The 23,116-nt window shown below is 71.8% G+C and carries 24 protein-coding genes and 3 pseudogenes; 9 read left to right on the forward strand and 18 right to left on the reverse strand.

The genetic code is table 11. From position 1 onward, the window contains the following. Window positions 1-234: 234 nt before the first annotated feature. The 5 genes and pseudogenes from ACZ6TD_RS00870 to ACZ6TD_RS00890 form a co-directional block, all read right to left on the reverse strand. Window positions 235-405, reverse strand: coding sequence for a hypothetical protein (locus ACZ6TD_RS00870; protein WP_471358895.1), 171 nt, complete (start codon window positions 403-405; stop codon window positions 235-237). Window positions 406-565: 160 nt separating this feature from the next. After that, a pseudogene (locus ACZ6TD_RS00875) lies at window positions 566-1,099 on the reverse strand (recombinase family protein); the annotation flags it as partial. A gap of 178 nt (window positions 1,100-1,277) precedes the next feature. Beyond that, window positions 1,278-1,565, reverse strand: coding sequence for a hypothetical protein (locus ACZ6TD_RS00880; RefSeq protein WP_471349011.1), 288 nt, complete (start codon window positions 1,563-1,565; stop codon window positions 1,278-1,280). 490 nt (window positions 1,566-2,055) lie between these two features. Next, window positions 2,056-2,991, reverse strand: coding sequence for an NADP-dependent oxidoreductase (locus ACZ6TD_RS00885; RefSeq protein WP_471349014.1), 936 nt, complete (start codon window positions 2,989-2,991; stop codon window positions 2,056-2,058). A gap of 242 nt (window positions 2,992-3,233) precedes the next feature. Continuing rightward, the gene (locus tag ACZ6TD_RS00890; RefSeq protein WP_471349017.1) at window positions 3,234-4,163 is read right to left on the reverse strand and encodes an NADP-dependent oxidoreductase; all 930 of its coding nucleotides are present in this window, start codon (window positions 4,161-4,163) and stop codon (window positions 3,234-3,236) included. A 253-nt stretch (window positions 4,164-4,416) separates the two neighbouring features. On the opposite strand from ACZ6TD_RS00890, the pseudogene ACZ6TD_RS00895 reads away from it, so the two are divergent. Then, a pseudogene (locus ACZ6TD_RS00895) lies at window positions 4,417-4,908 on the forward strand (SDR family NAD(P)-dependent oxidoreductase); the annotation flags it as partial. Here the strand turns inward: ACZ6TD_RS00895 and ACZ6TD_RS00900 are convergent. From ACZ6TD_RS00900 to ACZ6TD_RS00910, 3 genes and pseudogenes are all read right to left on the reverse strand, one after another. Next, a pseudogene (locus ACZ6TD_RS00900) lies at window positions 4,907-5,515 on the reverse strand (DnaB-like helicase C-terminal domain-containing protein); the annotation flags it as partial. The pseudogenes ACZ6TD_RS00895 and ACZ6TD_RS00900 overlap by 2 nt on opposite strands. 52 nt (window positions 5,516-5,567) lie before the next feature. Beyond that, the gene (locus ACZ6TD_RS00905; RefSeq protein WP_471349019.1) at window positions 5,568-5,993 is read right to left on the reverse strand and encodes a DciA family protein; all 426 of its coding nucleotides are present in this window, start codon (window positions 5,991-5,993) and stop codon (window positions 5,568-5,570) included. A gap of 83 nt (window positions 5,994-6,076) precedes the next feature. Then, the gene (locus ACZ6TD_RS00910) at window positions 6,077-6,307 is read right to left on the reverse strand and encodes a hypothetical protein (protein ID WP_471349022.1); all 231 of its coding nucleotides are present in this window, start codon (window positions 6,305-6,307) and stop codon (window positions 6,077-6,079) included. On the opposite strand from ACZ6TD_RS00910, the gene ACZ6TD_RS00915 reads away from it, so the two are divergent. Genes ACZ6TD_RS00915 through ACZ6TD_RS00925 form a run of 3 tightly spaced genes read left to right on the forward strand, consistent with a single transcriptional unit; the run spans window position 6,284 to window position 7,018 of the window. Next, on the forward strand, window positions 6,284-6,562 hold the full coding sequence (locus ACZ6TD_RS00915) for a YqaJ viral recombinase family protein (protein ID WP_471349024.1): 279 nt from the start codon (window positions 6,284-6,286) through the stop codon (window positions 6,560-6,562). The two genes, ACZ6TD_RS00910 and ACZ6TD_RS00915, sit on opposite strands and share 24 nt — an antisense overlap. Continuing rightward, entirely contained in the window at window positions 6,486-6,851 is a 366-nt protein-coding gene (locus ACZ6TD_RS00920) for a hypothetical protein (RefSeq protein WP_471349027.1), read from the forward strand. The genes ACZ6TD_RS00915 and ACZ6TD_RS00920 overlap by 77 nt, the downstream gene beginning before the upstream one ends. A 2-nt stretch (window positions 6,852-6,853) precedes the next feature. After that, complete coding sequence (locus ACZ6TD_RS00925) at window positions 6,854-7,018, forward strand: hypothetical protein (protein WP_471349030.1); 165 nt, start codon at window positions 6,854-6,856, stop codon at window positions 7,016-7,018. Window positions 7,019-7,270: 252 nt separating this feature from the next. Here the strand turns inward: ACZ6TD_RS00925 and ACZ6TD_RS00930 are convergent, their stop codons facing one another. From ACZ6TD_RS00930 to ACZ6TD_RS00960, 7 genes are all read right to left on the reverse strand, one after another. Then, entirely contained in the window at window positions 7,271-7,537 is a 267-nt protein-coding gene (locus tag ACZ6TD_RS00930; protein WP_471349033.1) for an acyl carrier protein, read from the reverse strand. Window positions 7,538-7,573: 36 nt separating this feature from the next. Next, window positions 7,574-8,794, reverse strand: a complete 1,221-nt coding sequence (locus tag ACZ6TD_RS00935) for a ketosynthase chain-length factor (protein WP_471349036.1) — start codon at window positions 8,792-8,794, stop codon at window positions 7,574-7,576. Further along, entirely contained in the window at window positions 8,791-10,077 is a 1,287-nt protein-coding gene (locus ACZ6TD_RS00940) for a beta-ketoacyl-[acyl-carrier-protein] synthase family protein (protein ID WP_471349039.1), read from the reverse strand. The genes ACZ6TD_RS00935 and ACZ6TD_RS00940 overlap by 4 nt, the downstream gene beginning before the upstream one ends. Further along, complete coding sequence (locus ACZ6TD_RS00945) at window positions 10,074-11,102, reverse strand: methyltransferase (RefSeq protein ID WP_471349041.1); 1,029 nt, start codon at window positions 11,100-11,102, stop codon at window positions 10,074-10,076. Before ACZ6TD_RS00945 ends, ACZ6TD_RS00940 begins: the two co-directional genes overlap by 4 nt. 61 nt (window positions 11,103-11,163) lie before the next feature. After that, entirely contained in the window at window positions 11,164-11,940 is a 777-nt protein-coding gene (locus ACZ6TD_RS00950; RefSeq protein WP_471349044.1) for a cyclase family protein, read from the reverse strand. A gap of 53 nt (window positions 11,941-11,993) precedes the next feature. Next, on the reverse strand, window positions 11,994-12,731 hold the full coding sequence (locus ACZ6TD_RS00955) for an SDR family NAD(P)-dependent oxidoreductase (RefSeq protein WP_471349045.1): 738 nt from the start codon (window positions 12,729-12,731) through the stop codon (window positions 11,994-11,996). Then, a complete protein-coding gene (locus tag ACZ6TD_RS00960; RefSeq protein WP_471349047.1) occupies window positions 12,728-14,389 on the reverse strand; it encodes an FAD-dependent oxidoreductase in 1,662 nt (553 codons plus the stop codon). The genes ACZ6TD_RS00955 and ACZ6TD_RS00960 overlap by 4 nt, the downstream gene beginning before the upstream one ends. A gap of 160 nt (window positions 14,390-14,549) precedes the next feature. On the opposite strand from ACZ6TD_RS00960, the gene ACZ6TD_RS00965 reads away from it, so the two are divergent. Genes ACZ6TD_RS00965 through ACZ6TD_RS00980 form a run of 4 tightly spaced genes read left to right on the forward strand, consistent with a single transcriptional unit; the run spans window position 14,550 to window position 18,546 of the window. After that, window positions 14,550-16,214, forward strand: a complete 1,665-nt coding sequence (locus ACZ6TD_RS00965; RefSeq protein ID WP_471349050.1) for a class I adenylate-forming enzyme family protein — start codon at window positions 14,550-14,552, stop codon at window positions 16,212-16,214. Between the two features lie 28 nt (window positions 16,215-16,242). After that, window positions 16,243-16,542: an antibiotic biosynthesis monooxygenase family protein gene (locus ACZ6TD_RS00970; protein WP_471349053.1), complete on the forward strand. Its 300-nt coding sequence runs from the start codon at window positions 16,243-16,245 to the stop codon at window positions 16,540-16,542. A gap of 46 nt (window positions 16,543-16,588) precedes the next feature. Next, window positions 16,589-17,632, forward strand: coding sequence for a methyltransferase (locus ACZ6TD_RS00975; RefSeq protein ID WP_471349057.1), 1,044 nt, complete (start codon window positions 16,589-16,591; stop codon window positions 17,630-17,632). Beyond that, a complete protein-coding gene (locus tag ACZ6TD_RS00980) occupies window positions 17,629-18,546 on the forward strand; it encodes an SRPBCC family protein (RefSeq protein ID WP_471349060.1) in 918 nt (305 codons plus the stop codon). The genes ACZ6TD_RS00975 and ACZ6TD_RS00980 overlap by 4 nt, the downstream gene beginning before the upstream one ends. Before the next feature lie 104 nt (window positions 18,547-18,650). Here ACZ6TD_RS00980 and ACZ6TD_RS00985 read toward each other — a convergent pair whose 3' ends face one another. Next, window positions 18,651-19,199, reverse strand: coding sequence for a TetR/AcrR family transcriptional regulator C-terminal domain-containing protein (locus ACZ6TD_RS00985; RefSeq protein ID WP_471349064.1), 549 nt, complete (start codon window positions 19,197-19,199; stop codon window positions 18,651-18,653). A 144-nt stretch (window positions 19,200-19,343) separates the two neighbouring features. Here ACZ6TD_RS00985 and ACZ6TD_RS00990 point away from each other — a divergent pair, with 144 nt between their 5' ends. Next, complete coding sequence (locus ACZ6TD_RS00990; RefSeq protein ID WP_471349067.1) at window positions 19,344-20,807, forward strand: DHA2 family efflux MFS transporter permease subunit; 1,464 nt, start codon at window positions 19,344-19,346, stop codon at window positions 20,805-20,807. A gap of 93 nt (window positions 20,808-20,900) precedes the next feature. Here ACZ6TD_RS00990 and ACZ6TD_RS00995 read toward each other — a convergent pair whose 3' ends face one another. Continuing rightward, on the reverse strand, window positions 20,901-22,535 hold the full coding sequence (locus ACZ6TD_RS00995; RefSeq protein ID WP_471349069.1) for an FAD-dependent monooxygenase: 1,635 nt from the start codon (window positions 22,533-22,535) through the stop codon (window positions 20,901-20,903). A gap of 58 nt (window positions 22,536-22,593) precedes the next feature. Next, window positions 22,594-23,043, reverse strand: a complete 450-nt coding sequence (locus tag ACZ6TD_RS01000; protein WP_471349072.1) for a nuclear transport factor 2 family protein — start codon at window positions 23,041-23,043, stop codon at window positions 22,594-22,596. Between the last annotated feature and the right edge of the window lie 73 nt (window positions 23,044-23,116).

Genomic DNA, 23,116 nt, shown 5'->3' on the forward strand with positions numbered 1-23,116 from the left:
GTAGAACAACTCGGCACCGCCCTGCGCAGGGTGGAGAACCAGACCGCCAGGGCGATGGGGAGGCAAGCGGCCTGGTAGAGGATCTTCACAACACCCTGCGGAGGGTGGAACTTCACGCCACGAGCGGATGGCTCAACACGCACGCGAGTGCCGAGGCGAGCTCTGTGACGCCCTGATGCGCCGTGTCGGCCCTGGAGTCCTAGCTCAGACACCAGCCGCAAACCAGCCGGGTGATCACGTGGCTGCCGTCGTGGCGGCCTGTTCGCCGTGTTCGCGGAGCATCCGCATGACGGTGGCGGGTGAGGGGCGCTGGCCCTTCTTCGCGCCCGTGGTGATGACGAGCCGTTTGGCGATATCGCGCAGGCTCATCTCCTGGTCGCGTAGGTGAAGGGCCATGGAGAGCATGGACTCGTTTGTGACGCCCGCGCCGCCGATGGTTTTGCCGCGCTTGCGGGCGGACTCGTGGCCTTCGAGGGTGCGGTCGCGGATGTACTCGCGCTCCGTGCCGGACAGCGGCGAGCACCGTGAACACGATCCCGGAGGGGTCGTGCGCGCCTTTGAGCTCCCCGGTGAGGAATTCAAGGCCGACGTCGCTTGCCTTTAGCTCCTCGGCGAGCATGGCGAGTTCGATGCCGCGGCCGAGTCGTTTGTGTTCGTGGACGACGAGGGTGACGGCAACGCCGGAGGAGCGGATCTCCCCGGCGAGCTTCACGGCGGCCTCCAACTCGGGGCGCCTGGTGGCGCGGGTGGAGATTTTCTCCGAGAAGATGCGCGTCACTCCGGCCTCGGTGAGGGAGTCGAGTTGTGCGTCGAGGGACTGCCGGGCGGTCGAGGCGCGTACCCGATCCGGATGGGCCTGGCGACTGGCGGCGCCGGGGCCTGCTCGACGGGCGGGCCTGGCTTCCACGACCGCCCCGGGCCGCGGTCCTCGGCACGAGGACTTCCAGCTCCTCGCGGAACGCGGGGACGAGGATGAAGCGGGCGGTGTGGTACTTCGTCGCGGTCTTCCCGCTCCGGGCGCGGCACGAGCTCCCGGCTCACATTTCGGATACTCGTTGTGCTCTGCCGCGTTTGCTGCTTCATCGGGCGTCAGGTTCACCTGGGAAGTGTGTCAGAACTGTCTCGCACAATGCCCGAGTTTTGAGAGGGCTTCTGCAAATGGCGACCTGGGGAAACGTGATCGGCTCCGGGGTTCTCGCAGAACTCTCGCAACTGGTCAATTATGAGAATCAGGTGGGAGCGGATTCTCCGCGAGCCATCGGCGAACTGTCCTCGCGTCAGCTTCGTTTCGGCGCCCTGCCTTCCACAGCAGGTGGTGAGGGCGGATAGCGAGTACGCGAGGCGGGCTCGTAGGCGGCCGGGTTATCCGCATCCTTCACCTTGCGGCGTAGCCCGGCGATGCTGGCTCGGAGGGCGACGGTGTCGGGGTGGTCGAGACCCAGCACCCGTTTCGTGCCGGCCAGCGACTGCACCAAAACAGCGGCAGCGCCCACCCGGTCCTCCACCTCCGCTAACCGGCAGAATTTGGTTTGGATGGTGAAGGTCAGGGGGGTGGTCCGGGCCAAGTACCCGTAACGTGTGTTCGTTCAATTCGGCATAGGCCGCAGCAGCACCCGCCGCATCCCCCGCCTCCCCACGATAGGTCGCGAGGTCTGCTTGCGCGCTGAGGGTGCTTGGGTGGTCGGGGCCGAGGACCCGCAGCTCGTCGGCCAGCAGCTGTTCGAAGGCTGTGACAGCACCGGCCATGTCCCCCGCCTTCCCACCGAGCAGCCTCCCAGTGAGGACGGAAATTCGGCTACACACATGGCCGCCACCCGGCCACCGAAGAAGGCCCAGCAGCACCGCCCCCTGATGGCACGGACACACCGCGACCGCTGGCGGCGGGACGTGCTCGCCGCCAGCAGTCGCGGTACGTCGCAAGCGCCGGTGTCAGCGCGGTTCACACCCGCCTGCGTGCACGGGCGGGTACCGGCGGCACATCAGGCGCGGCAGTGGATGCGCGGGAGCGCGGGAGAACCTACGTCGTGGCGCGGGGACGCTTGTGTGCCACGGCGGTCAGAAAGTCAGAACCAGCTTGCCGCGCAGACCGCCCGCTTCGAGGCGGCGGTGCGCCTCCGCGCCGTGTTCAATGGGCAGGACGTCGGCGATCCGGGTGGTGAGTTCTCCGGCCGCGACGCGGCGGATGAGGTCGGTCAGCTGGGTGGCGTTCGGCTTGGCGTGCACGCCGGTCACGGTGATGCCGCGCTCCGAAGCGGGGGCGACGGCCTCGACGGCCGAGACGAAACCGCCGCCGTCGCGCACGGCACCGAGCAGCGGCGCGCCGATGAGGGCGGCGTCGAACGCCCGGTCGACGCCGTTCGGTGCGATCTTGCGGACGGCGTCGACGAGTCGTTGCGGTTCGTCGCGGGGCAGCACGTGCTGGACGCCGAGGGCGGAGACGTACGCCTGATCGTCAGCCGACGCCACCGCCACGACCTTGGCACCATCGGCCGCGGCGAGTTGGGCGGCGAAGCTGCCCACGGCACCACTCGCGCCGGTGATCAGGACTGTCTCGCCGGGGGCACCGCCCAGCAGATCAAGCGACTGGCGGGCGGTCAGCGAGTTGAGCGGGACCGTGGCGGCCGCCGCCCAGTCCAGGGACGGAGGCAGCGGTGCCAGCCAGCGCGGGTCGGCATGGACGATCTCGGCGTTCGCTCCCTTTCCTGTGCCCTCGACGAGCCACGGGTAGAGCCCGATCACGCGTTGCCCGGCGGTGAACCCGTGGGTGTCGTCCAGCACGGTGCCCGCGATGTCGAAGCCGAGCGTGAACGGGAACGACAGGTTCGGGGTGCGGTGGGCCATGGTGCCCCGGCGTATCCAGGAGTCGACCGGGTTGACGACGGTGGCGTGCATACGGACCCGCACCGCGCCGGGGCGGGGCTCGGGGTCCGGACGGTCGAGCAGACGCAGTACGCCGGGGGTTCCGAAGGTGGTGACTTCCAGAGCACGCACAGTGAGGTTTTCCTTGCGGTTCGGCCCTCGTGGAGGGCGGGCGTGGGGCCGCGGACGGATGCCCGGCGGCCATGGTGGTCGGCGGAGAAGCAGCGGCCCTCCCGGCACCGGTGAGGGCCGCCGGTACCGTCGCGGGCGCAAGGCCGCGAGCGGACAGGCGCGCTCCCGGTACCGGCACCGCGCGACGTCTCGCGTCAGGGCGTCAGGACATCAGGACATCAGGACATCAGAGCATCAGGGCATCAGGGCATCAGGACGAGCTTGCCGGTGACCGTGCCCGAAGCGATGATCTCGTGTGCCTTGACGGCCTCGGCCAGTGGCAGCACCTGGTCGACATGGACGGTGAGCCGTCCGGCCGCCACGAGAGCCACCAGCTGAGCCAGGTCGGGCGCGGAGGGGCTGACGATGGTGAGGGCGTGCCGGATGCCGAGCTCTGCGATCAGTTCGGGAGTGACGCCGGTGTCCTGGGGATACGCGCTGACCAGCACCCCACCTGGAGTGACGATGCGAGCGGAACGTTCGCCGTACTCCCCTCCGAGCAGATCGAACACCACATCCACCGGGCCGACCTCGGTGAAGTCCTGGGAGCGGTAGTCGACCGGCTGGTCCACCCCCAGGCGGCGCAGCAGATCGTGCTTGGCCGCGCTCGCCGTACCGATCACGTGGGCGCCGCGGGCCTTGGCGATCTGCACGGCCAGGTGGCCCACCCCGCCCGCGGCCCGGTGCGCCAGCACACGCTGCCCCGGCTGGATCCGGGCGAGGCCGACCAGGCTCTGCCAGGCGGTGAGGCCGGCCATCGGCAGACCGGCCGCCTGCTCCATGGTGAGCCCGGCGGGCTTGTGGACGATCTCGTTGACCGAGGCGAGGACGTACTCGGCGTAGGTGCTGCCCGCCCCCGGAAGCGCGAGCATGCCCAGCACCTCGTCGCCGGGAGCAAAGGCCGACACACCGGGCCCGGCGGCCTCGACGGTCCCGGCGATGTCCCAGCCCACGGTGAACGGCGGCTCACCGAGCATCGGCAACTCCCCCGAGCGCACGTGCCCGTCAACCGGGTTGACCCCGATCGCGCGAGTCTTGATCAGCACCTGCCCGTAGCCCGGCTCCGGGCGGTCCACCTCGACCATCTCGAGTACCGACGGGCCGCCGACGGTGTGCTGGGTGATAACACGCATGACTGTCTCCTGGAAGGGACGAAAGAAGCAATCGGTCGGGGCGGGCCAGTGGTACGCGCGGGCACATCCGGCCTCCCGCCGTGGTTACGGGGCGAGTCAGCCCTGGTCGGCCGGTCGCCCCGGGGAGCCGGGTAGGCGCCACCGGTTTCAGCATTTGCGCCGCGCACAGAGGTAGCCAGGGGGCTGCCGACCCTAGGTTCACGAGCCCCTTGCTCCGGGGCAAGCGCGCCACACGGACGGCCCTCCACGCCAAATCGACGAGGTGGAGGCGGCCGTCGGCCCGCTCGATGTGGCCATCGCCAACGCCGGGTACGGCCTGGAGGGGATCTTCGAGGAGACACCGCTGTCGGCGGCCCGGGCACAGTTCGAGACCAATGTGTACGGGGCCGCCGCGACACTTCAAGCCGTCCTCCCCCATATGCGCGAGCGCCGCGCGGGCCACCTGATGGCGGTGACCTCCATGGGCGGTCTGATGGCGGTGCCCGGGATGTCGGCCTACTGCGGCAGCAAGTTCGCGCTGGAGGGCATGCTCGAGAGCATCCGTAAGGAGGTCGCCGCGTTCGGCATCCATGTCACGGCCGTCGAGCCCGGCTCGTTCCGTACGGACTGGGCGGGCCGGTCGATGACCCGCGCGGAGCGGACCATCGCCGACTACGACGCGCTGTTCACACCGATCCACGAGGCACGGATGGCGGCCAGCGGCAACCAGCTCGGCGACCCGCGGAAGGCCGCCGAGGCGCTGCTGCTTCGGTGGCCAGCAGCTGCATGGAGATGTCGGTCCGTCGGGTTTCGCGGGTGAAGAGCGCGCCGGGGAGGTTGTGCTGGATGGTGGCGGAGCGCAGGAAGTCCAGGGCGAGCGTGGTTTTGCCCATCGCGGGGCGTGCGGCGATGACGACCAGCTGTCCTGGGTGCAGGCCGCCGGTCAGAGAGTCGAGGTCGGTGAAGCCGGTGGGTATGCCGGGGAGTGGGCCGTTGCGGCTGCCGATAGCCTCGATTTCGTCGAGGGTTTCCTCCATGACCTCGCCGAGGGAGTAGGAGGGCGGGAGGCCGTCGCGGTGGCGGGTGGTGGCCGCGAAGATCTCGGCCTGTGCGGCGACCGTGATGGGGTCGGCGGGCTCGCCGCGGGCGTAGAGGTCGAGGATGGTGTTGTAGATCAGCTCGTGTGCGGGGCGGTAGAAGTCGCGGCCGTGCAGGAGTTCCACGATGTCCGCGATCGCTTCGGCAGAGCGGAGCATCGCGCGCAGGACGCTTTCTCCGCATGTAAATCGCTGGGCTGTCGGACCGGTTCGGTCTCGTCCTCTCCCATGTGAACCTCCTCTCGCCGACGGAGCACGCGGCCCCGCGCATGCCAACCCGGCAAGCGTAGCGGGGTGGTGACTTACTGTTGTGCCGCGTTCGGATGCTTCACTCCGAGGGCTGGCGCTGCGCCCGGGCTCGCAGGAGAGCACGGGCGCGCGTCCGGTCCACGGGCAGCACCGGTCCGCTGCGGAGGCCGGGGAAGAGGTGTTCGGGCTCGCGAGTGGCCTGTCGGCTCTGTCTCTCGGCCGCCGCCAGCAGCGCCAGGTCTGGAGGCAGGGGTGCCCTTGGCGGGCGGCTGTACAGCCTCGTCTTGGAGCGGCGTGCCCACCGAGGCGTCGGCTGTGGCGCCGGAACGCAGGGGGCTGCCTTGGCCGACGGCTTCAGGCGGGGCAGCGGGAGAAGACGGATCGTTGTCAGTGTTTCGCCGCCGATTTCAATGTTTAGGCGTGGGATGAGCATGGGAGCCAGCAGGCGGGCCTGGGTCGCCCATGCAGCTGAGTCGGGGCGCATTACGAGCTCAAGATCGTTCATGTTGGGGGGTGTCAGCCAGTGCCACGGAAGCACAGAACATGCAGGTCAAAGCGTTTCGGCGACTGGCCGAGTGTCAAGGCGTGTCACCCGCTCCAGAGCCGTCCGGCCACCACGGCCGCCAGCAGGTTCAACGAGTCGTAGCCCAGATCCGTGAACACCTGGTCCAGGGCGTCCGCGTCGAACGTGCCACCGTCGGCCGCGCCGGCGCCCCGCCGAACCTCGACCGCGAACAGTGACTCACCGTGCGGCGTGCGGGAGTCGGCGGCCCTGATATCGCCGCAGTTCTCGGGATGAGCAAGTACACCTCGGCGCACGAGATCTACCTCGACAAACGCGGCGAGCTGCCACTCGATCGCCCGCAGAATCCTGAACTCGCCGAGGCTGCGTTCTGGGGACTGGCGCACGAGCCGACGATCGCCCGCGTGTTCTCCGAGCGGTCCGGCCTCACCGTTGTCACGGGTCCGGGCATGCTCGCGCACATCGAGCCGTTGGATGCTCGCCAACGTCGACCGGTACGTGCTCGACGAAGACGCGCAGCCGTCCAGCCTGTTGGAGATCAAGACCCGTAGCGCGTATCAGCTCGACGAGTGGTTGCTCGGCGTGCCAGACGGACCGGTGTTGCAGACGCATTGGTACCTCGCTGTCACCGGTTACCGGCACGCGCACGTCGCCGCCCTGCTCGGCGGTAACCGGCTGCTGATTCACCGAGCCGAGCGCGACGAGGGACTCGTCGAGCATCTCGTCGACCTCGTCGGCGAGTTCTGGCAGGGAGTGCTCGACGGCACCCCGCCCCCGGTCGACGGTTCCGAGGCCACCGAGGAACTGCTCGGCCACCTCTACAAGGGACGGTCACGCTGACCGTGGCCGACGACGGCGTGGGCTTCGACTCCCAGGGCGCCTTCCCCGGCCATCTGGGGCTGCTGTCGATGCGCGAACGGGCCCGGGAGGTGGGCGGCACCCTGCTCGTGGACAGCCGCCTGGGGCAGGGAAGCCGGATCCGGGCCACGGTCCCGGCCGAGCCCTGAGCCGAACCCGAGCGATATATGAGACATTACTGCCCCTCCTGTCGGACTCTGTGAAGGGAAACCCGGGGTGATCGTCGTCGGGAACCACACACGGGAACCGGATCTGCGGGCCGCGCTGGCGGCGGTCGAGGACAGCCTCGTGGAGGCCACCCGCAGCGATGTGCCGTTCATCGACGGTGGCGCGGAGAACGCCGCAGACGGCGTGGACCCGCCGGACCCAACTGCCGGTCCTCACCCGCCGCCTGGCGGAGGTCACGGAGCGCCGGCCCGCCCCTGCTCGTTGACCGCGCGTACCAGGGCCCGCGGTGTCGTGGCCTCGCCGATCACCGAGTCGTCCAGGGCGATCCCGTAGTCCTGCTCGATTTTGGCCACGGCCTCCAGCAGGTTCAACGAGTCGTAGCCCAGATCCGTGAACGCCTGGTCCAGGGCGTCCGCGTCGAACGTGCCACCGTCGGCCGCGCCGGCGGCGGAGCGCAGCACGCGCTCCAGGTCTTCAAGGGTGAACTGCTGCTCGGACATGGTGCTCCCCTCTCGGCATGTGTCGTGGTTCCGGCCTCATGGCCCGTCGGCGGCCCGGACCACCAGCGCCGCGTTGAACCCGCCGTGACCGCGGGCGACGACGAGCGCGGTCCGTACCGGCACGATACGCGGAACGTCGGTCACCAGGTCCAGTCCATGGGGCGGGGCCGGGGAGACGTTCATGGTCGGCGGGATGACGCCGTCCCGGATGGCCAGCAGCGCGGCGGCCACGTCCAGCGGGGCGCCCCCGGAGTTGAGCCGTCCGGTCATCGTCTTCGGCACGGTGACCGGCACTCCCCGCCTGCCGAACACGGCCCCGATGGCACGCGCCTCCTCGCGGTCGAGTTCGGGCACGGCCGCGCCGTCCGCGAAGACGACGTCGACGTCCTCGGCCCCCACGCCCGCGTCGGCGAGGGCCACCCGGACCGCCCGCTCCAGAACCGACGGGCGCCCGCTGCCGGGCGGCGGATCGAAAGTGGCGCCGTATCCGGCGATCAGGCCGTAGCGGCGGACACCTCGGGCGCGAGCGGCGGCCGCGTCCTCCAGGACGAGGATCGCGCCGCCCTCGCCCGGCACGTGGCCCCGGGCGGCCGGGTCGAACGGCAGGTACGCCCGGTCCGGCCGCGACGCGGTGCTCATGCGCCGGCTGGTGAGCTGTGCGATCCAGCCCCAGGGGCACAGCGCCGCGTCCACCGCGCCGGAGACGATGATCCGACTGCCCCGGCGGATGTGCCGCCGGGCCTGGGCCAGCGCGTCCAGACCGCCGGCCTGGTCGCCGACGACCACGCCGCTGGGCCCCTTCAGCCCGTGGCGGATCGAGATCTGGCCGGTGTTGACGGCGTAGAACCAGGCGAAAGACTGGTACGCGCTCACATACCGGCTGCCCTTGCTCCACAGCTTGCGCAGCTCGTTCTGGCCGAACTCGAACCCGCCGGAGGAACTCGCGGTCACCACGCCCGCCTCGTACGGCGGCACGGCGTCCGGCTCTATCTGGGCGTCGTCCAAAGCCCATTGGGCCGCCGCGAGGGCGACCTGGGTCATGCGGTCGGTCTGCACCAGCAGCCGGGCCGGGAGATGGTCCTCGGCCACGAACCCGGTGATCTCACCGGCCAGCCCGGCCGGGTAGCCGCTCGCGTCGAAGCGGGTGACGCGGCCGATGCCGCTCTTCCCGGCGCGGGACGCCGCCCAGAAATCGGCGGCGCCCAGCCCGTTGGGCGCCGCGACCCCGAGCCCGGTGACGGCGACGGGCGCCTTCATGCCCGCCTCCTGTCCGGCCGGGTCAGCACCATCGCGCTCTGGAAGCCGCCGAAGCCACTGCCGACGGTGAGCACGGTGTCGGTGCGCCAGTCGCGCGCGGTGAGCGGGACGTAGTCCAGGTCGCACTCCGGGTCGGGGGTGTGCAGGTTGGCGGTCGGCGGCACCACATGGTGCTCCATGGCCAGCACCGAAGCGGCGATCTCGATGGAGCCGATCGCACCGAGGGAGTGGCCGACCATCGACTTGATGGAGCTGACGGGGGTGCGGTACGCGTGCGCGCCGAGGCTGCGTTTGAAGGCGGCCGTCTCGTGCCGGTCGTTCTGCCGGGTGCCGGAGCCGTGCGCGTTGACGTAGTCGACGTCCTCGGGGTTCACCCGGGCCTGGTCCAGCGCGTTGGTAATCGCCTCGGCCATCTCGACGCCGTCCGGGCGCAGTCCGGTCATGTGGAAGGCGTTGCAGCGGGAGGCGAAGCCCGCGATCTCGGCGCGGATCCGGGCGCCTCGCCGCAGCGCGCCCTGCAGTTCCTCCAGGACGAAGAACGCCGCCCCCTCCCCCAGCACGAAGCCGTTGCGGGTGGCGTCGAAGGGCCGCGAAGCGTGCTCGGGGTCGTCCTCCCGGGGCGTGGTCGCCCTGATAGCGTCGAAGCAGGCCAGGGTGATGGGCGAGACCGGTGCGTCGGTGGCCCCCGCGATCATCCCGTCGACCGACCCCTCCCGGATCAGCTCCGCCGCGTACCCGACCGCGTCCAGGCCCGAGGTGCAGCCGGTGGACACAACCGTCGCAGGCCCCTCCGCGCCCGCCTGCCAGGCCACCTCGGCGGCGAAGGAACTCGGTACGAAGTGCTGGTAGAGGTGTGGCGACGCGTAGGTGTGGTCGGTCAGCTCCAGCCGGCCGCCGTCGCTGACCACCCGGTACTCCTGGTCGAGGCTCATGGTCGCGCCGACCGCGCTGCCGACGGTCACCCCCGTACGGCCCGGGTCGCCGTCCCCTCCCGGCAGCCCGCTATCGGCCAGCGCCTCCCGCGCGGCGACCACGGCGAACTGCGCGGCCCGGTCCATCCGCCGTATCTCCTGCGGACCGAGACCGTGCTCTTCGGGATCGAAGTCGATCTCCGCGGCCACGCGGGAACGGAATGGCGACGGGTCGAAGAAGGTGATCCGCCGGGTCGCCGTACGGCCTTCCGCGAGCAGGCTCCAGAACTCCTTCACGCCGGTGCCGCCGGGCGCCACCACACCGAGGCCGGTGATGACGACGCGGCGGTCGGCCGCGTCGGCGGGCATCATGCCTTCTCCGCGAGGAACACCGTGTGCTGCGCCTTCTGTCCGGTGTACATCCGAGTGCCGCTGAAGCCGCTCGCCGCCAGCATTCGCTCGTAGGCCTCGACGGAGTGCGTCTCGCCGTCGAGGGTCTGCGCCAGCATGCTGACCGAGAACAGGAAGGGCATCGGGTTGCGGGCCGGGTCCTCGCCCTCGCGGAAGGTGTGTCCGACCACCGCGATCCGCCCGCCCGGTTTGACGGCCCCGGACAGCCGGGTCAGCAGTCGTACGGCGGTCTCCTCGGCGAAGTGGTGCAGCACATTGGTGACCAGCACCAGGTCGTACGGCCCGGTGAGCGGCACCGTGAACATGTCGCCCGGGACGAGGTGCACCCGGTCGGCGAGCCCGAGGCGTTCGGCGTTGCGCCGGGTGTACGGCAGGACGTTGGGCCAGTCCAGGCACCAGATCCTCGCCCGGGGCTCGCGGCGGGCGAAGGTGAAGCCGTAACTGCCGTGACTGGCGGCGACGTCCAGGACGTCGACGGCGTCCCGCTCCCGCGCCCAGGGCACCAGCTGGTCGGCGAGGACCTCGGCGGCGCCGTTGTTGAACCAGGTCGTGTGCTCGGCGAAGTCCTCCCAGTAGTCGAGTTCCGGGGTCAGGTAGTGCTCGGTGAGGACCGTGCCGCCCTTGCGGACCGCGTCGGCCAGCCGCCCCTGCGCACTCCATTCCCAGTCGCTCGCGCCGAGGCGCACCGCGCCGCCGAAGTAGTGCTCCCCGGAGGGCAGCAGGTACTCGCGGCCGCCGGGCGGCAGCGTGTAGCGGCCGGCGTCCCGGCGCAGCAGGCCGATGGCTACCAGGGCGTCGAGGACGATGCGCAGGGCCCGCGGGTCCACCGAGCGCCCGGCGGCGAGCGCCTCGGCCTCGGTGCCGTCCTCGCCCACGCCGTCGAACAGGCGTAACTCCATGGCGGTGCGCAGCAGAGCGGTCTTGAGGTATCCGCGGGAGATCTCGTGCAGGACCTGCTTGGTCACCGCGCTGTCGGTCGTGGTCATGGTGATCCTCTCAGGGAGTACGGGGATGGTCCGTCCTGGTGCGGGCGGTGCGTTCGACGGCTCAGGCGTCCGGTACGAGCGCGGCGGCTCTGGTCCAGCCCGCTCCGGCGCCGACGATCTTCACGGGGAGGCAGAGCACGGTGAAGCCGGTGGGGGCGGGCAGCGCGTCGAGGTTGGCGAGCCGTTCGATCTGGCAGTACTCGCGCCGCCGGCCGGTGAAGTGGGCGGGCCAGAGCACGCTCTTGTCGCCGGTACGCCGATAGGTCTTGATCATGTGCCCGAAGGGCGCGTCCAGACTGAAGGCGTCCGTGCCGATGACCCGCACGCCGAGGTCGAGGAGCAGCTCGGTGGCGGGCCCGTCCAGGCCGGTGAAGTCGGTGAAGTACTCCGGCTTGCCGGCGTGCCGGTCGGCCCCGGTCCGCAGCAGGACGATCTCGCCCGGCCGGGGGCGGTGCCCGATCTCGGCGAAGGCGCGGTCGAGCCGGTCGACGCCGATCGTGCCGGCCGGCGCGTCGGAGACGTCCAACCGGACGCCGTCGCCGACGAACCAGTCCAGCGGCATCCGGTCGATGTGCTTCGGGATACCGTACGAGGCTTTGCTGCCGTAGTGCGAGGGCGCGTCGACATGGGTGCCGGTGTGGCTGGTGAGGGTGAGCGTGTCCAGCGACAGCAGTTCCCCGTCGGGCAGTTCGGCCGGGTCGAACTCGATGCCGAACGCGGAGGCCATGGCCGCGGCCATGTGCCTGCCGCCCTCAGCGGGGGACATGATCTCGTGCTTGACGGGATCCGGCTCCCAGCCGGAGGCGTCCACGGCGGTGGACAGGTCGATGATGCGCATGGGGGGGCACCCCTTTCGGTCGGCGTTCGGGACGCTGTGGTGGATGGGGCCGGTCAGGCCAGCAGGCTCAGGCCGCCGTCGACCGTGATCACTTGGCCGTGCAGCGCGCCCGCCTGCGGATGGCACAGCAGGCTCACCGCGTCGGCCAGTTCCGCCCGGGTGGTCAGGCGCCCCACGGGCGTCCGGGCGGCGACCCGCGCGCTGACGGCGTCGTCGGCGCCCCCGCCCTCGTCGAGCTTGCCTCCGGCCACCGCGTTGACGGCGATCCCGCGGGGGGCGAGCTCGACGGCGAGATGACGGACGAGGTGCTCCAGAGCCGCCTTGGCCATGCCGAGGCTGACGTATCCCGGGATCACGGATCTGCCTCCGGTACTGGAGACCACGATGATCCGGCCCCGGGTGGCCGCCAGCAGTCCGGCCAGCGGCGCGATGCCGTGGACGAACGGCCCGAGGGCGACCTCCATGTCCCGGGCACAGGCTGAGGCGTCCAGGGCGGACGCCGACATGGAGTGGAAGGCCACCGCGTTGTGCACGAAGAAGTCGAGCCGGCCGTGCTCGCGGCCGACCGCCTCGATCAGCGGGACCAGCTCGCCGGGCCGGGTGACGTCCGCGCGTACCGCCGTGACGCCGTCCGGGAGGGGCTCGGCCGGCCCGTCCCGGCGGTGGCAGACCACCACCCGGCAGCCCGCCTCCCGCAGCCGGAGCGCGATCGCCCGGCCCAGACCACGGGTACCGCCGGTGACCAGCGCGACCTTGCCGCTCAGGTGCTCGTCGCGGTCGTACGCCGTCATCGCGGTGCCTGCCCGGGCAGGACGCGGGAGCCGCCCGGTACGAGGTGGAACGCGGCCAGCCGGGCCGTCAACGTCCCGCTGCCGGCGAGCCGGCCCCGTGCGGCGAGATACCCGTCGGGCCGGATCAGCAGGTACTCGCCGACCATCGCTCCGAGCCCGGCACGCAGTGAACCGTCGGGGTCGGGGAGGGAGCCCGGACCGTCCGGTGTCACGGACCGGACCGAAAGGACGGTACGGAAGTCCTCCTGAACCCGGGTCAACGCCTCGCTCATCTCCGGCGATCCCGACGATCCCGCGCCGAACGCGAGCAACAGCCAGCGCGGGTCGGCCAGTTCCTCGCACAACGCCCGCCAGCCGGGCGAGGTGCGTGCAGCCCCGGCCGAACAGCCCACCCGGTCCCCGGGCCGCGGCAGGACGTCCCGCGCCCCGGCGGCAGGCGGCGTGCGGTCGGTGAGCGGGCTGTCGCGGTAGTGCAGGGCCAGTCCCGACATGCCCCGCAGGATCTTGCGCTCGATCCGGCGACGCAGCGGCGCCACCCGCCGTACGACGCCCAGTCCGAGCGGAAGCAGGACCGGTGCGGCGGCGTTGCGCAGGGCGATCAGCGCGGTCGCGGTCCGCGTCGAGTCCAGCAGCACCGCCCCGACGGGCACGCGCTCGGCCCCGTAACTGTCGAGGAGTTCCTCCCGCGCCTCGCCGCGCACCACCTGCGCCAGCTTCCAGCCCAGGTTGTAGGCGTCCTGGACACCCGTGTTGAGGCCCTGCCCGGAAGCGGGGCTGTGGACGTGGGCGGCGTCGCCGGCGACGAAGCAGCGTCCGGCGCGCATGGTCTCCACCATCCGCTGCTGGATGGTGAAGACCGACACCCAGCTCGGCGGCGAGACCTTGACAGTACGGCCCAGCGCCCGGCCGATCTTGGACGCGAACCGCTCGGCGACGGCCTGCGGGTCCTCGGTGCGGTCGACGTCGGCGGTGTCGAGGAGCCGCCACTTGCCCGACGCGGCGAACGGCACCAGCAGCACAGTGCCCTGCCCGGTGTGCAGCCAGTGCAGGCTGTCCTTGGGCAGGTCCACGTCCAGCACGGCGTCGGCGACGAGCCAGGTCTCGGTGGACTCGCCGAGCAGCGGAATGCCGAGCCGTGCGCGGACGAAGCTGTGGGCCCCGTCCGCACCGACGAGCCAGGGCACGGTGCTCTCCTCCACCCGTCCGTCCCCGTGCCGCAGTCGCACCTCGACCGCGTCGGCTCCCCGCGGCCGCTCCAGCCCGGTGACCTCGGCGTCCCACTCGACGTCCACGCCCAGCCCGGACAGCCTTTCGCGCAGCACCTCCTCGGTGAAGACCTGGTCCACCTGGAGGGTGAAGGGGAAGCGGGTCGGCAGCTCGGAGTAATCGGTGCCGAGTCGGGCGAGCATCCGGCCGCCCCGATGCATCGAGAAGTGGCCGACGCGCAGTCCCCGGGGCAGCAGGTCTCCCAGCGTCCCCATCTGGTCGTAGATCTCCAGGGTCCGGGCATGGGTCGCGGTGGCCCGGCTTGTGGTCGCGGGCCCGCCCGCCCTGTCCACGACGCGTATGCCGACGCCCCTGCGGCGCAGTTCGTACGCGACGGTGAGGCCGACGGGGCCCGCGCCGACGACAAGAACTTCCACGGTGTCCGTGTCCAACTGGATTCCTCCCGGCCGGTGTTTTCCACCAGCCTCGCCGTGGCCGCTGAACCCCCGGCCCAGCCCCGGTGAAGTCCCCGCCCCCCGATGTGGACCACCGTTCCAGCGCCAGGTCCGAGGGTGGTGACGCGGCAAACGACGGCTACCGGAAGGGACACACATGGCATCGGGTCGCCCGTACGACGCCGGGACCGCGGGAACTGCCGGGAACGCCCGGTCCACCGGAACCGCCGAGACGGCCGGAAGCGGATCCGGCACCGACGACCACGTCCTCAGCGGCCCGCCGCTCCAGGCCCTCGGCGGGCTGCTGGGCGGACCCCGCCTCGACGACCTGCTCACCCGGGCGGCACGCACGGCCCCCGACCGGTCGGCCCTGCGCTCCCCCGACGGCGAACTCACCTACAGCGCCCTCGACTCCCGGGTGACCGCGCTGGCCGCGGCGCTGCGGGCGTACACGGGCGGGCCCGGCGAGACGATCGCGCTGACCAACCGGCTCGACCTCGCCTTCCCCGTCGCGTACTACGCGGTGTCCCGCTCCGGAAGCGTCGGCGTGATCATCAACCCGCTGCTGCCGGACGACCGTCTGGTGCAGCAGCTGCGTACCTCCCGGGCACGCACCGCGGTGGTCGCGCCGCGGGTCCATCAGCGGCTGACGGCGTTGCGTCACCGCCTGCCCGATCTGCGCGCCCTGGTCCTCACCCACCGCGAGACGGGCCGGGAGGACGCACCCACCCTGGACGAGCTGGTGGAACACCACTCGTCGGGCGTCTCGCACGACCTGACGGACGGGCACGCCCTGGCCTGCCTGCAGTTCACCAGTGGCACCACCGGCCCCGCCAAAGCCGTACGGCTGAGTCACCGCAATCTGACCGTCAACGCCGCCCAGACGGCCCACGCGCACCGGCTGTCCGCCGACTCCGTGCTCTTCGACCACCTGCCCGTCTTCCACCCGATGCACCTGAACATCGCGGTCACCGCGGCCGCGACCCTGGTGCTGCACCCGGGCCAGGACCCGATCGAATCGCTCCGGGCCGCTGCCCGGTCGGGCGCGACCCACTACTACAGCCTGCCGGTCCGCCTGGCCCGGCTGGCCGCCGACCCACGGCTGCCCGGCGTGTCGGTGCCCACCCTGCGGGCGGTCCTCTCCGGCGGCTCGGCGCTCTCCGCCCGGGCCGCCGGCCTGCTCGCCGAACGGCTGGGGACACCGGTGGTACAGGGGTACGGGCTGGCCGAGGCCTCCCCCTCCACCCACCTCGGCGACCTGGACCGCCCCCGGCCCGGTTCGTGCGGGGTGCTCACGGCCGGCACCGACTGCCGGATCGTCGACCTCGACACCGGGGCCGCGCTGCCCCGCGGGGCCACGGGCGAGATCCAGGTGCGCGGCCCGCAGCTGATGCTGGGCTACCTGGGCCGGGAGCGCGGCGAGGACATCGGCCCCGACGGCTGGTTCGCCACCGGTGACGTCGGCCGCGTCGACGAGGACGGTTTCCTGTTCGTCGTCGACCGCATCAAGGACGTGTTCAAGCACGACAACTGGCTGGTCGCGCCCAGCGACATAGAGAACGTGCTGCACACGCATCCGGCCGTCGCCGACTGTGTGGTGCTGGACCGCCCCGACGAACTGCACGGTGCCGTCGCGCACGCCTTCGTGGTCATACGGACCCGGGTCGAGGAGACCGCGCTGACCGCGTACGTCAACGCACGGCTGCCCTACTACGAGCACCTGCACGGCGTGTCGTTCGTGCCGGAAATCCCCCGGTCGGTGACCGGGAAGGTCCCGCGCCACGAACTGCGCGCCCGTCTGACCGATCCCGGCCGTCCCTGACGGTCCCCACACCCATGGAAGGACGAGAATGTTCCATTTCATCAACCGGTTCACCGTGACCGGGGACACCGAGGAGTTCGAGCGCGTCCTGGGCGAGATCAACGCCTACATGTCGGCGCAGCCGGGCTTCCGCCGGCACCGGCTGTACCGCTCGGCCAAGGACCCGAACGTATATGTCGAGACGGCCGAGTGGGAGAGCGCCGAACTGCACCGCCACGCGCTGAGCGGCGAGGGCTTCCGCCGTGGCGTCGAGAAGATCAAGGCGCACGCCTCCGCGGAGCCGGCCCCCTTCACCGTCGTCCGGGAGAACGGCGTGGCGGGACTGTGACGGCCGCGCACGTGCCCCTTCCGACCCACCGCGAGAGGTGTTCGTCATGACGCTGACCAGTCAGAGCACAGTCCCCGCCGTGCCCGCGGCCGTACGGGAGTTGCGCGAGCTGTTCCTCGCCGCGGCCTGGCCCGCCGCGATCCGTGCCGCCGCCCGGCTGGGCGTCGCCGACGCGCTGGGCGACACGCCCGCCACCGCCGAGTGGCTCGCCCGGCGGACCGGGACGGACCCGCACGCGCTCCGGCGACTGCTGCGCGCCCTGTCCCAGCGGGGCGTCTTCGTCGCGGAAGCCGACGGACGCTTTTCGCACAGCGAGACCTCACGGTTGCTGCGTGACGGCACCGAGCGCAGCCTGCGGCACATGGCCTTGTGGGCGACCGAGCCGTGGACCTGGGAGGTGTGGCCCCGGCTGGAGGAGGCGGTCCGCTCCGGCGGCGACGTCTTCCACGCCCTGCACGGCAAGGACTTCTTCGCCTATCTGCACGAGGACGCGCCGGACTCCGCACGGGTGTTCGACCTGGCGATGACGCAGGCCAGCACGCTGTCGGCGCGTCAGCTGTCGGCGGTGCTCGACCTCACCGGGGTGGAGACGCTGGTCGACGTGGCGGGTGGACAGGGCCTGACGCTGGCCGCGCTGCTGGAGAAGGCTCCCGGCGTCCGGGGCGTACTGTTCGACCTGCCGTCGGTCGTCGCCGACCCGGATCCGCGGCTGACCGGCGACGGTCCGCTGGCCGGGCGCTGCGAGCTGGTGGCGGGCGACTGCCGCGCCGGCCTCCCGGTCGAGGCGGACCTCTATCTGCTCAAGAACGTCCTCGAATGGGACGACGACTCGACGGTGACCACCCTGCGCAACGTCGTCGAACACGCCCGTCCGGGCGCCCGGGTGGTGATCGTGGAGAACCTGGTCGACGCCGGCGCGGAGGCCGGCTTCACCTCGGCGATGGACCTGCTCCTGCTGCTCAACGTGGGCGGCAAGAAACACACCCGGGACGATCTGCTGGCGCTCGTCGAGCGGGCGGGCCTCGTGGTGGAGGAGATCCGCCCGGTGAACGCCTACCTGCACATGATCGTCGCCGGGACGGCCCGGTGACCGGCGCGGCGCGGACCGGGCGGGCCGTCGCCGAGGCGGCGGTCGCGGCACCGGCCCGCACGGTCTACGAGCTGCTGACCGGTCTGGAGACCTGGCCCCGGCTGTTCCCGTGGATCCTGCACACCGAGCCCCTCGATCGCGACGGGAATGACGATGTGGTGCGCTACTGGGGCATCACCGACCAGGAGACCATCCGCACCTGGGTGTCGCGTCGGCACCTGGATCCGGGCGCGCTGCGCATGGAGTTCGAGCAGCAGGGTGCCGTCGGCGAGGTGGCCCGGCTCGGCGGCTCGTGGTCGTTCGACGCCCGGCCGGACGGCGGAACCAGGGTCGAGGCCGTCCACGCGTTCGAGCTGGCCGAGGACGCGCGGGTGAGCCCCGAGGACATGGCGGCCGTGTTCCACGACCGGACCCGTGTCCAGCTGACCCGGCTCACCGAGTGCGCGGAGGGCCTCGCCGAGCTGGACCGCCGGACACTGTCGTTCTCCGGTGCCCTGTCGGTCGCCGCCGATCCGGCCGAGGTCTACCGGGTGCTGGCCGACCCGCAGTGCTGGCCCGGGCTCGTCCCCGGGGCCATACGGGCCCGCACGGAGGACAAGGCGCCCGGCGTGCACTTCCTCGAATACACCGAACGGGACGCGGCCGGGGAGTCGCACCCCGGCCGGACAGCGCGGCTGCTGCTGCCGCCCCACAAGGTCGTCTTCAAGTCCCTGGCCCTGCCGGACGGGCTCGCCCAGCACACCGGCCACTGGCTGGTCGCCCCGGCGCCACAGGGGTCCACGGTGACGACGACTGGGACCGTCGTCCTCGATCCCGGCCGGCCGGCCCCCTCGGCGGAGGTGTACCGGCAGCTGGTGGAGGGCCCGCTGACGATCCTGCGGGCGCTGAGCAGGCTGCCGTTGCCGACGGGGTGACGGCGGAGCATCCCGGGGGCGGACGCACGGCGTCCGCCCCTTGCCGTGGCCGGGCCCGGCCTTCGGTTCAGTTACGGGCCCGGCACGATCGCCGAGACATCCCCCTACGGCTCGACGACGGCCCGCAGACCGCCGATCAGCGCGCGGAGCCCGAACTCGAACGACGCCTCGGCGTCCTCGCCGGACTCGGCCGGTGCCTCCTCGTCCGGGCGCTGCTGCTCGTCGATCGCGCAGCCGAGGGTGTAACGGCTGACCGATAGCACCGCGTGCACCGCGTCCTGTTTGCTGAAACCGGCCGCCATCAGGGGCTTGATCAGCGGCAGCATCGAGGAGTCGTCGGTCGGCCGCGACCCCGCGTGCAACCGGGCGCCGTCCCGGTGAGACAGCAGGCCGCGGCGGATGACGCGGGCGCGGTCGGCGAGCCACTCGGACCAGTCCTCGTACTGCGCCTCGTCCAGGCGGGCCAGCTCGTCGTCGAGCATGGCCTCGGCCATCTGGTCGAGCAGGTCCTGCTTGCTGCGGAAGTGCGCGTAGAGCGCGGGCCCCTGCACGCCCAGCCGGCTGCCCAGCTTGCGCAGGGTCAGTCCGCTCAGCCCGACCTCGTCGAGCAGTTCCAGGGCCGCCCGGATGTAGCCCTCACGCCGCACCACCATGCGTACACCCTCATCTCTCCCGGCCGCGCTTGACAAGCGGCGCGCCGACCTCAATATTAGCGGCGTTAAGATCTTAACGGCGCTAATTTCTTGGCGACGTCAACTTCGCAGGTGCGCGATGTCGAGAGGGCTGGGCGAAACCGGATGGCGAAGACCGAACCGACACGGACGGACAGGGCGACGACGTCCGAGGACGAGCGGATCACCCCCGCGCTGTGGGGCCTGTCGGTGATCCTGACGCTGGGCGGCGTCATGTCGATGTTCACCTCGACGGTGGTCAACGTCGCCCTCGGCAGCGTCGGCGAAGAGCTGGGAGCCCCGCTGGCCACGACCCAGTGGATCGCCTCGGGCTACCTCATCGCGCAGGCCACGATGATCCCGGTGAGCGGCTGGGCGAGCAGGCGGTACGGGGCGGCCCGGCTGTGGCTCGTGTGCGTCGCCCTCTTCGGGGCGTTCTCGGCGCTGTGCGCGGCGGCGACCTCGATCGAGGCGCTGATCGCGTTCCGGGTGCTGCAAGGCCTGTCGGGCGGGCTGCTGGTGCCGGCCGGGCAGATCCTGTTCGCCGTCGCCGCCGGCCCCAAGCGGCTCGGCCGGATGATGAGCGTGCTGAGCATCCCGATCTACCTGGCCCCGGTGCTCGGCACCCTCTTCGGAAGCCTGCTCGCCGACGGTCTCGGGTGGCAGTGGATGTTCCTGGTGAACGTGCCAGTCGCGGTGATCAGCCTGGCCGCCGGCCTGCGCTGGCTGCCGCGGGAGGCCGAGCGGCAGGTGCTGCCGATGGACTGGCCGGGACTGGCGCTGATCACGACGGGCCTGCCCGCGCTGGTGTTCGGCGTCTCCGAGCTGGGCGAGGGCGGCGGCTCGACCGGCGCGCTCCCGGTGGTCCTGGTGATCGTCGGTGCCCTGCTGCTGACCGGCTTCGCCGTACACGCCCTGCGCACCCGCGCCCCGCTGCTCAATCTGCGGCTCTTCAAGGACGCCGCGTTCTCCTCGGCCGCAGTGGTGATCTTCTGCATGGGCGTGGCGCTGTTCGGCGCGATGATCGTGCTGCCGGAGTACTACCTCCGGGCCCGGCACGAGTCACTGGTGGACACCGGCCTGCTGACCGCGCCGCTGGCGCTGGGCACGGTGGCCGCACTGCCGCTGGCCGGCTGGTTCACCGACCGGATCGGCGGCGCCCGGGTGATCCTGACCGGACTGGTCGTCACCATCGTCGGAACGATCCCGCTGGCACTGATCGACGAGCACGACAGCTACTGGTGGCTCTCCGCCGTCCAGGTGGTACGGGGCTGCGGCATCGGCCTCACCACCACACCGGCGCTGGCCACGGGCCTGGTCATGGTGCCCAAGGACCAGATCCCGCACGCCATGCCGATCTTCAACATGCTCCAGCGGATCGGCGGCTCCTGCGGCACCTCGGTGTTGACGGCGCTGCTCGCGCACCGCATCGCCACGGCCCCGGACACCCCGGCCGACACCGCGTCCGCCGTCGGCCACACCCACTGGTGGATCGTCGCCATCACGGCCGCGGTCCTGGTCCCGTCGGTCATCCTGGTCCGCCTCGAGGCCCGTCGGCGCCGCGCAGAGGCGGGTGCGGCGCCGGCCTGAGCGGGGCCGCACCGCCCGGCGCCCGGACCTCAAGGCCCGTACGTCCACCGTCCCCGGTGGCGTACGGGCCCCGGCCGTGTCCCGGTAAGGCACTCAGCGGTCGAGGATCCGCCGCAGCACCCGCTCCACGTGCCGCCCGTGATCGGCCCCGGCCCCCGCACACCGCCAGGCGACCTGCCCGTCCGGCCGGACCAGCAGCGCGCCCTGCTCGGTGATGCCGGCGACGTCCTCCCAGCGGGCTCCGGCGACGGGCAGCCCAGGATCCGACCCGAGCGTCACGGCGGTGACCGGGACGCCGATCTCCTTCCCGGCCGCCCGCGCGGCCTGGGCCCATGGGCCGCCGTCCCGCCCCGCGAGCAGAGTGAAACCACCGGTCGCCAGCTCCACGGTGGACAGCCGGTGCCCGTCCCGCTCCAGCCACACGTGCGGCACCCGGGTGCCGGGCGAGCCGTCGAGGTTGGTCCGGGCGTCCACCAAGGACAGGGGCTCGGTGCGCGGGTCGACGATGGCGGCCGAGTCGTACAGGTCACACAGGTGGGCGATGGCGTGCTCCATGATCCCGGCCGTCGCCCGTTCGGCGGGCGTTCCGCCCCAGTGCAGCTCCGGGTGGCGCATCCGCAGCAGCACCTGGTCGAGCAAGAAGGCCGACCGCGGCCGGCGTTCGGCCTCGTAGCTGTCCAGCAGGCCGGTCCCCGCCGCCCCGCTCAGCACCGCCGCCAGCTTCCAGGCGAGGTTGTGGGCATCGCAGATGCCGGTGGTGAGACCGAAGACACCGACCGGCGGCAGCGTGCGGGCCGCGTCGCCGACCAGGAACACCCGTCGCTCGCGGAACCGGTCCGCGAGCCACGCCGTCGGCCGCCACGGCGCGATGCCGAGGATCTCCAGCTTCTGGTCCGGCACGCCGAGCCCGGTGCGGATCACCTCCCGGCAGCGCTCCTCGGCGTAGTCCTCCGGTACGGCGTCCCCGTCGGGCGGCACCATGATGTGGTAGCACCAGCGGTCGCCCTCGTCGAGCGCGATCAGCATGCCGCTCGCCTCTGGATGGGTGATGAACGCGGGCGAGAAGAAGCCGCGCCCGGCGATCAGTTCGCCCAAGTCCGCGCGGAACAGCACGTTGACGTGAAGGCCGCCGACGACACCCTGCCCGCTGCGGCCGATGCCGGCCTGTGCCCGGGCGGCGCTCTCGGACCCGTCGGCGGCCAGCACGTACTCCGCCTCGACGACCGACGTCCGTCCGGTCGCCGTGTCCTCGACGGTCACGGCGACACCGTGCGCGGTCTGACGCAGCGACACCATCCTGGTTCGCCAGCGCACTTCGCCCCCGGTCTCCTCGGCCGCTCGCAGCAAGATCGGGTCGATCCGGTGCTGGCCGCAGCCGCCGAGGTCGGCGACCGGGGTGAAGCCCTCGATCGCGTCCAGGAACTCCCGGGACACGTCCGCCCGCGGGCCGGCCGCGGTGGGGTCGTACTCGGCGATCGTCCGCGCCTTGATCGGCGGACGGCTCTCGCTGCGCCGCTCGGCGACCGCGAGGAACTCCTCGGTGCGGCCGGTACTCAGCAGCGCCTCCCAGGCGCGGGGACCGATCGACGTGGCCCGGGGGTGCCCGGACAGCCCGGCGCGCTGCTCCACGACGACCGGCCGGGCCCCCCGGCCGGCCAGAAAGGCGGCGGCGGCCAGCCCGACCGAGCCACCGCCGACGATCAGAACGGATATGCGTTCACGCCCCATCCAGGGCCTCCTTCGTGTCGAACACGACGTCTCCTGCGGCGACCGCGGTACGGCTCGGTCACGTCACCGGCAGGTCGTCCCGGGTGACGTACCGGCTGCGCACCCGCAGCCCGTCGGCCTCGCGCACGAGCACGTCCCGGCACACGCACACCCGGTGCAGCGTCGACGGGCCGCCCTTGGGCGAGGCGAAGACCAGCGCGTAGCAGCGGACGTCCAGCGCACCGTCCTCGCGGACGGCGACGTGGATCATTCCGTGCCAGTGCCGGTGCACCTCGCCGACCGCCTCGCGTTCGGCCGCGCCGTGCCGCACCGCGGCGGCCAGCGCGGCCCGGCCGCGCACCGGCTCCCCGAGTGTCGGCACCTCGAAGGTCCCGTCCTCGGTGAAGGTGGCCGCCCACCGCTCGGCCTCACCGTCGTCGAGGAGTTGCAGATGGGCCGCGTAGAACCGCTGGACCTCCACGTAGAGCTGGTCGGAGACCGCTTGGTCGAGCAACGGCGCACTGGACATGTGAGGTTCCTTCCGCCTGGCGGCACGGGCCCCGCACGGGGGCCACCCGGTTCGGTCGGCTCCCACGGTCCCG

The organism is Streptomyces yongxingensis, assembly GCF_055597465.1.

Excerpts from the sequence above, each read along its gene's own strand:
- ACZ6TD_RS00940 (WP_471349039.1), bottom strand. The coding sequence starts at position 10,077 with ATGATGCCCGCCGACGCGGCCGACCGCCGCGTCGTCATCACCGGCCTC.
- ACZ6TD_RS00945 (WP_471349041.1), bottom strand. The coding sequence starts at position 11,102 with ATGACCACGACCGACAGCGCGGTGACCAAGCAGGTCCTGCACGAGATC.
- ACZ6TD_RS00970 (WP_471349053.1), top strand. The coding sequence starts at position 16,243 with ATGTTCCATTTCATCAACCGGTTCACCGTGACCGGGGACACCGAGGAG.
- ACZ6TD_RS00985 (WP_471349064.1), bottom strand. The coding sequence starts at position 19,199 with ATGGTGGTGCGGCGTGAGGGCTACATCCGGGCGGCCCTGGAACTGCTC.
- ACZ6TD_RS00990 (WP_471349067.1), top strand. The coding sequence starts at position 19,344 with ATGGCGAAGACCGAACCGACACGGACGGACAGGGCGACGACGTCCGAG.
- ACZ6TD_RS00955 (WP_471349045.1), bottom strand. The coding sequence starts at position 12,731 with ATGACGGCGTACGACCGCGACGAGCACCTGAGCGGCAAGGTCGCGCTG.
- ACZ6TD_RS00950 (WP_471349044.1), bottom strand. The coding sequence starts at position 11,940 with ATGCGCATCATCGACCTGTCCACCGCCGTGGACGCCTCCGGCTGGGAG.
- ACZ6TD_RS00915 (WP_471349024.1), top strand. The coding sequence starts at position 6,284 with ATGAGCAAGTACACCTCGGCGCACGAGATCTACCTCGACAAACGCGGC.
- ACZ6TD_RS00975 (WP_471349057.1), top strand. The coding sequence starts at position 16,589 with ATGACGCTGACCAGTCAGAGCACAGTCCCCGCCGTGCCCGCGGCCGTA.
- ACZ6TD_RS00965 (WP_471349050.1), top strand. The coding sequence starts at position 14,550 with ATGGCATCGGGTCGCCCGTACGACGCCGGGACCGCGGGAACTGCCGGG.
- ACZ6TD_RS00930 (WP_471349033.1), bottom strand. The coding sequence starts at position 7,537 with ATGTCCGAGCAGCAGTTCACCCTTGAAGACCTGGAGCGCGTGCTGCGC.
- ACZ6TD_RS01000 (WP_471349072.1), bottom strand. The coding sequence starts at position 23,043 with ATGTCCAGTGCGCCGTTGCTCGACCAAGCGGTCTCCGACCAGCTCTAC.
- ACZ6TD_RS00995 (WP_471349069.1), bottom strand. The coding sequence starts at position 22,535 with ATGGGGCGTGAACGCATATCCGTTCTGATCGTCGGCGGTGGCTCGGTC.
- ACZ6TD_RS00935 (WP_471349036.1), bottom strand. The coding sequence starts at position 8,794 with ATGAAGGCGCCCGTCGCCGTCACCGGGCTCGGGGTCGCGGCGCCCAAC.
- ACZ6TD_RS00890 (WP_471349017.1), bottom strand. The coding sequence starts at position 4,163 with ATGCGTGTTATCACCCAGCACACCGTCGGCGGCCCGTCGGTACTCGAG.
- ACZ6TD_RS00920 (WP_471349027.1), top strand. The coding sequence starts at position 6,486 with ATGCTCGCCAACGTCGACCGGTACGTGCTCGACGAAGACGCGCAGCCG.
- ACZ6TD_RS00870 (WP_471358895.1), bottom strand. The coding sequence starts at position 405 with ATGCTCTCCATGGCCCTTCACCTACGCGACCAGGAGATGAGCCTGCGC.
- ACZ6TD_RS00905 (WP_471349019.1), bottom strand. The coding sequence starts at position 5,993 with ATGAACGATCTTGAGCTCGTAATGCGCCCCGACTCAGCTGCATGGGCG.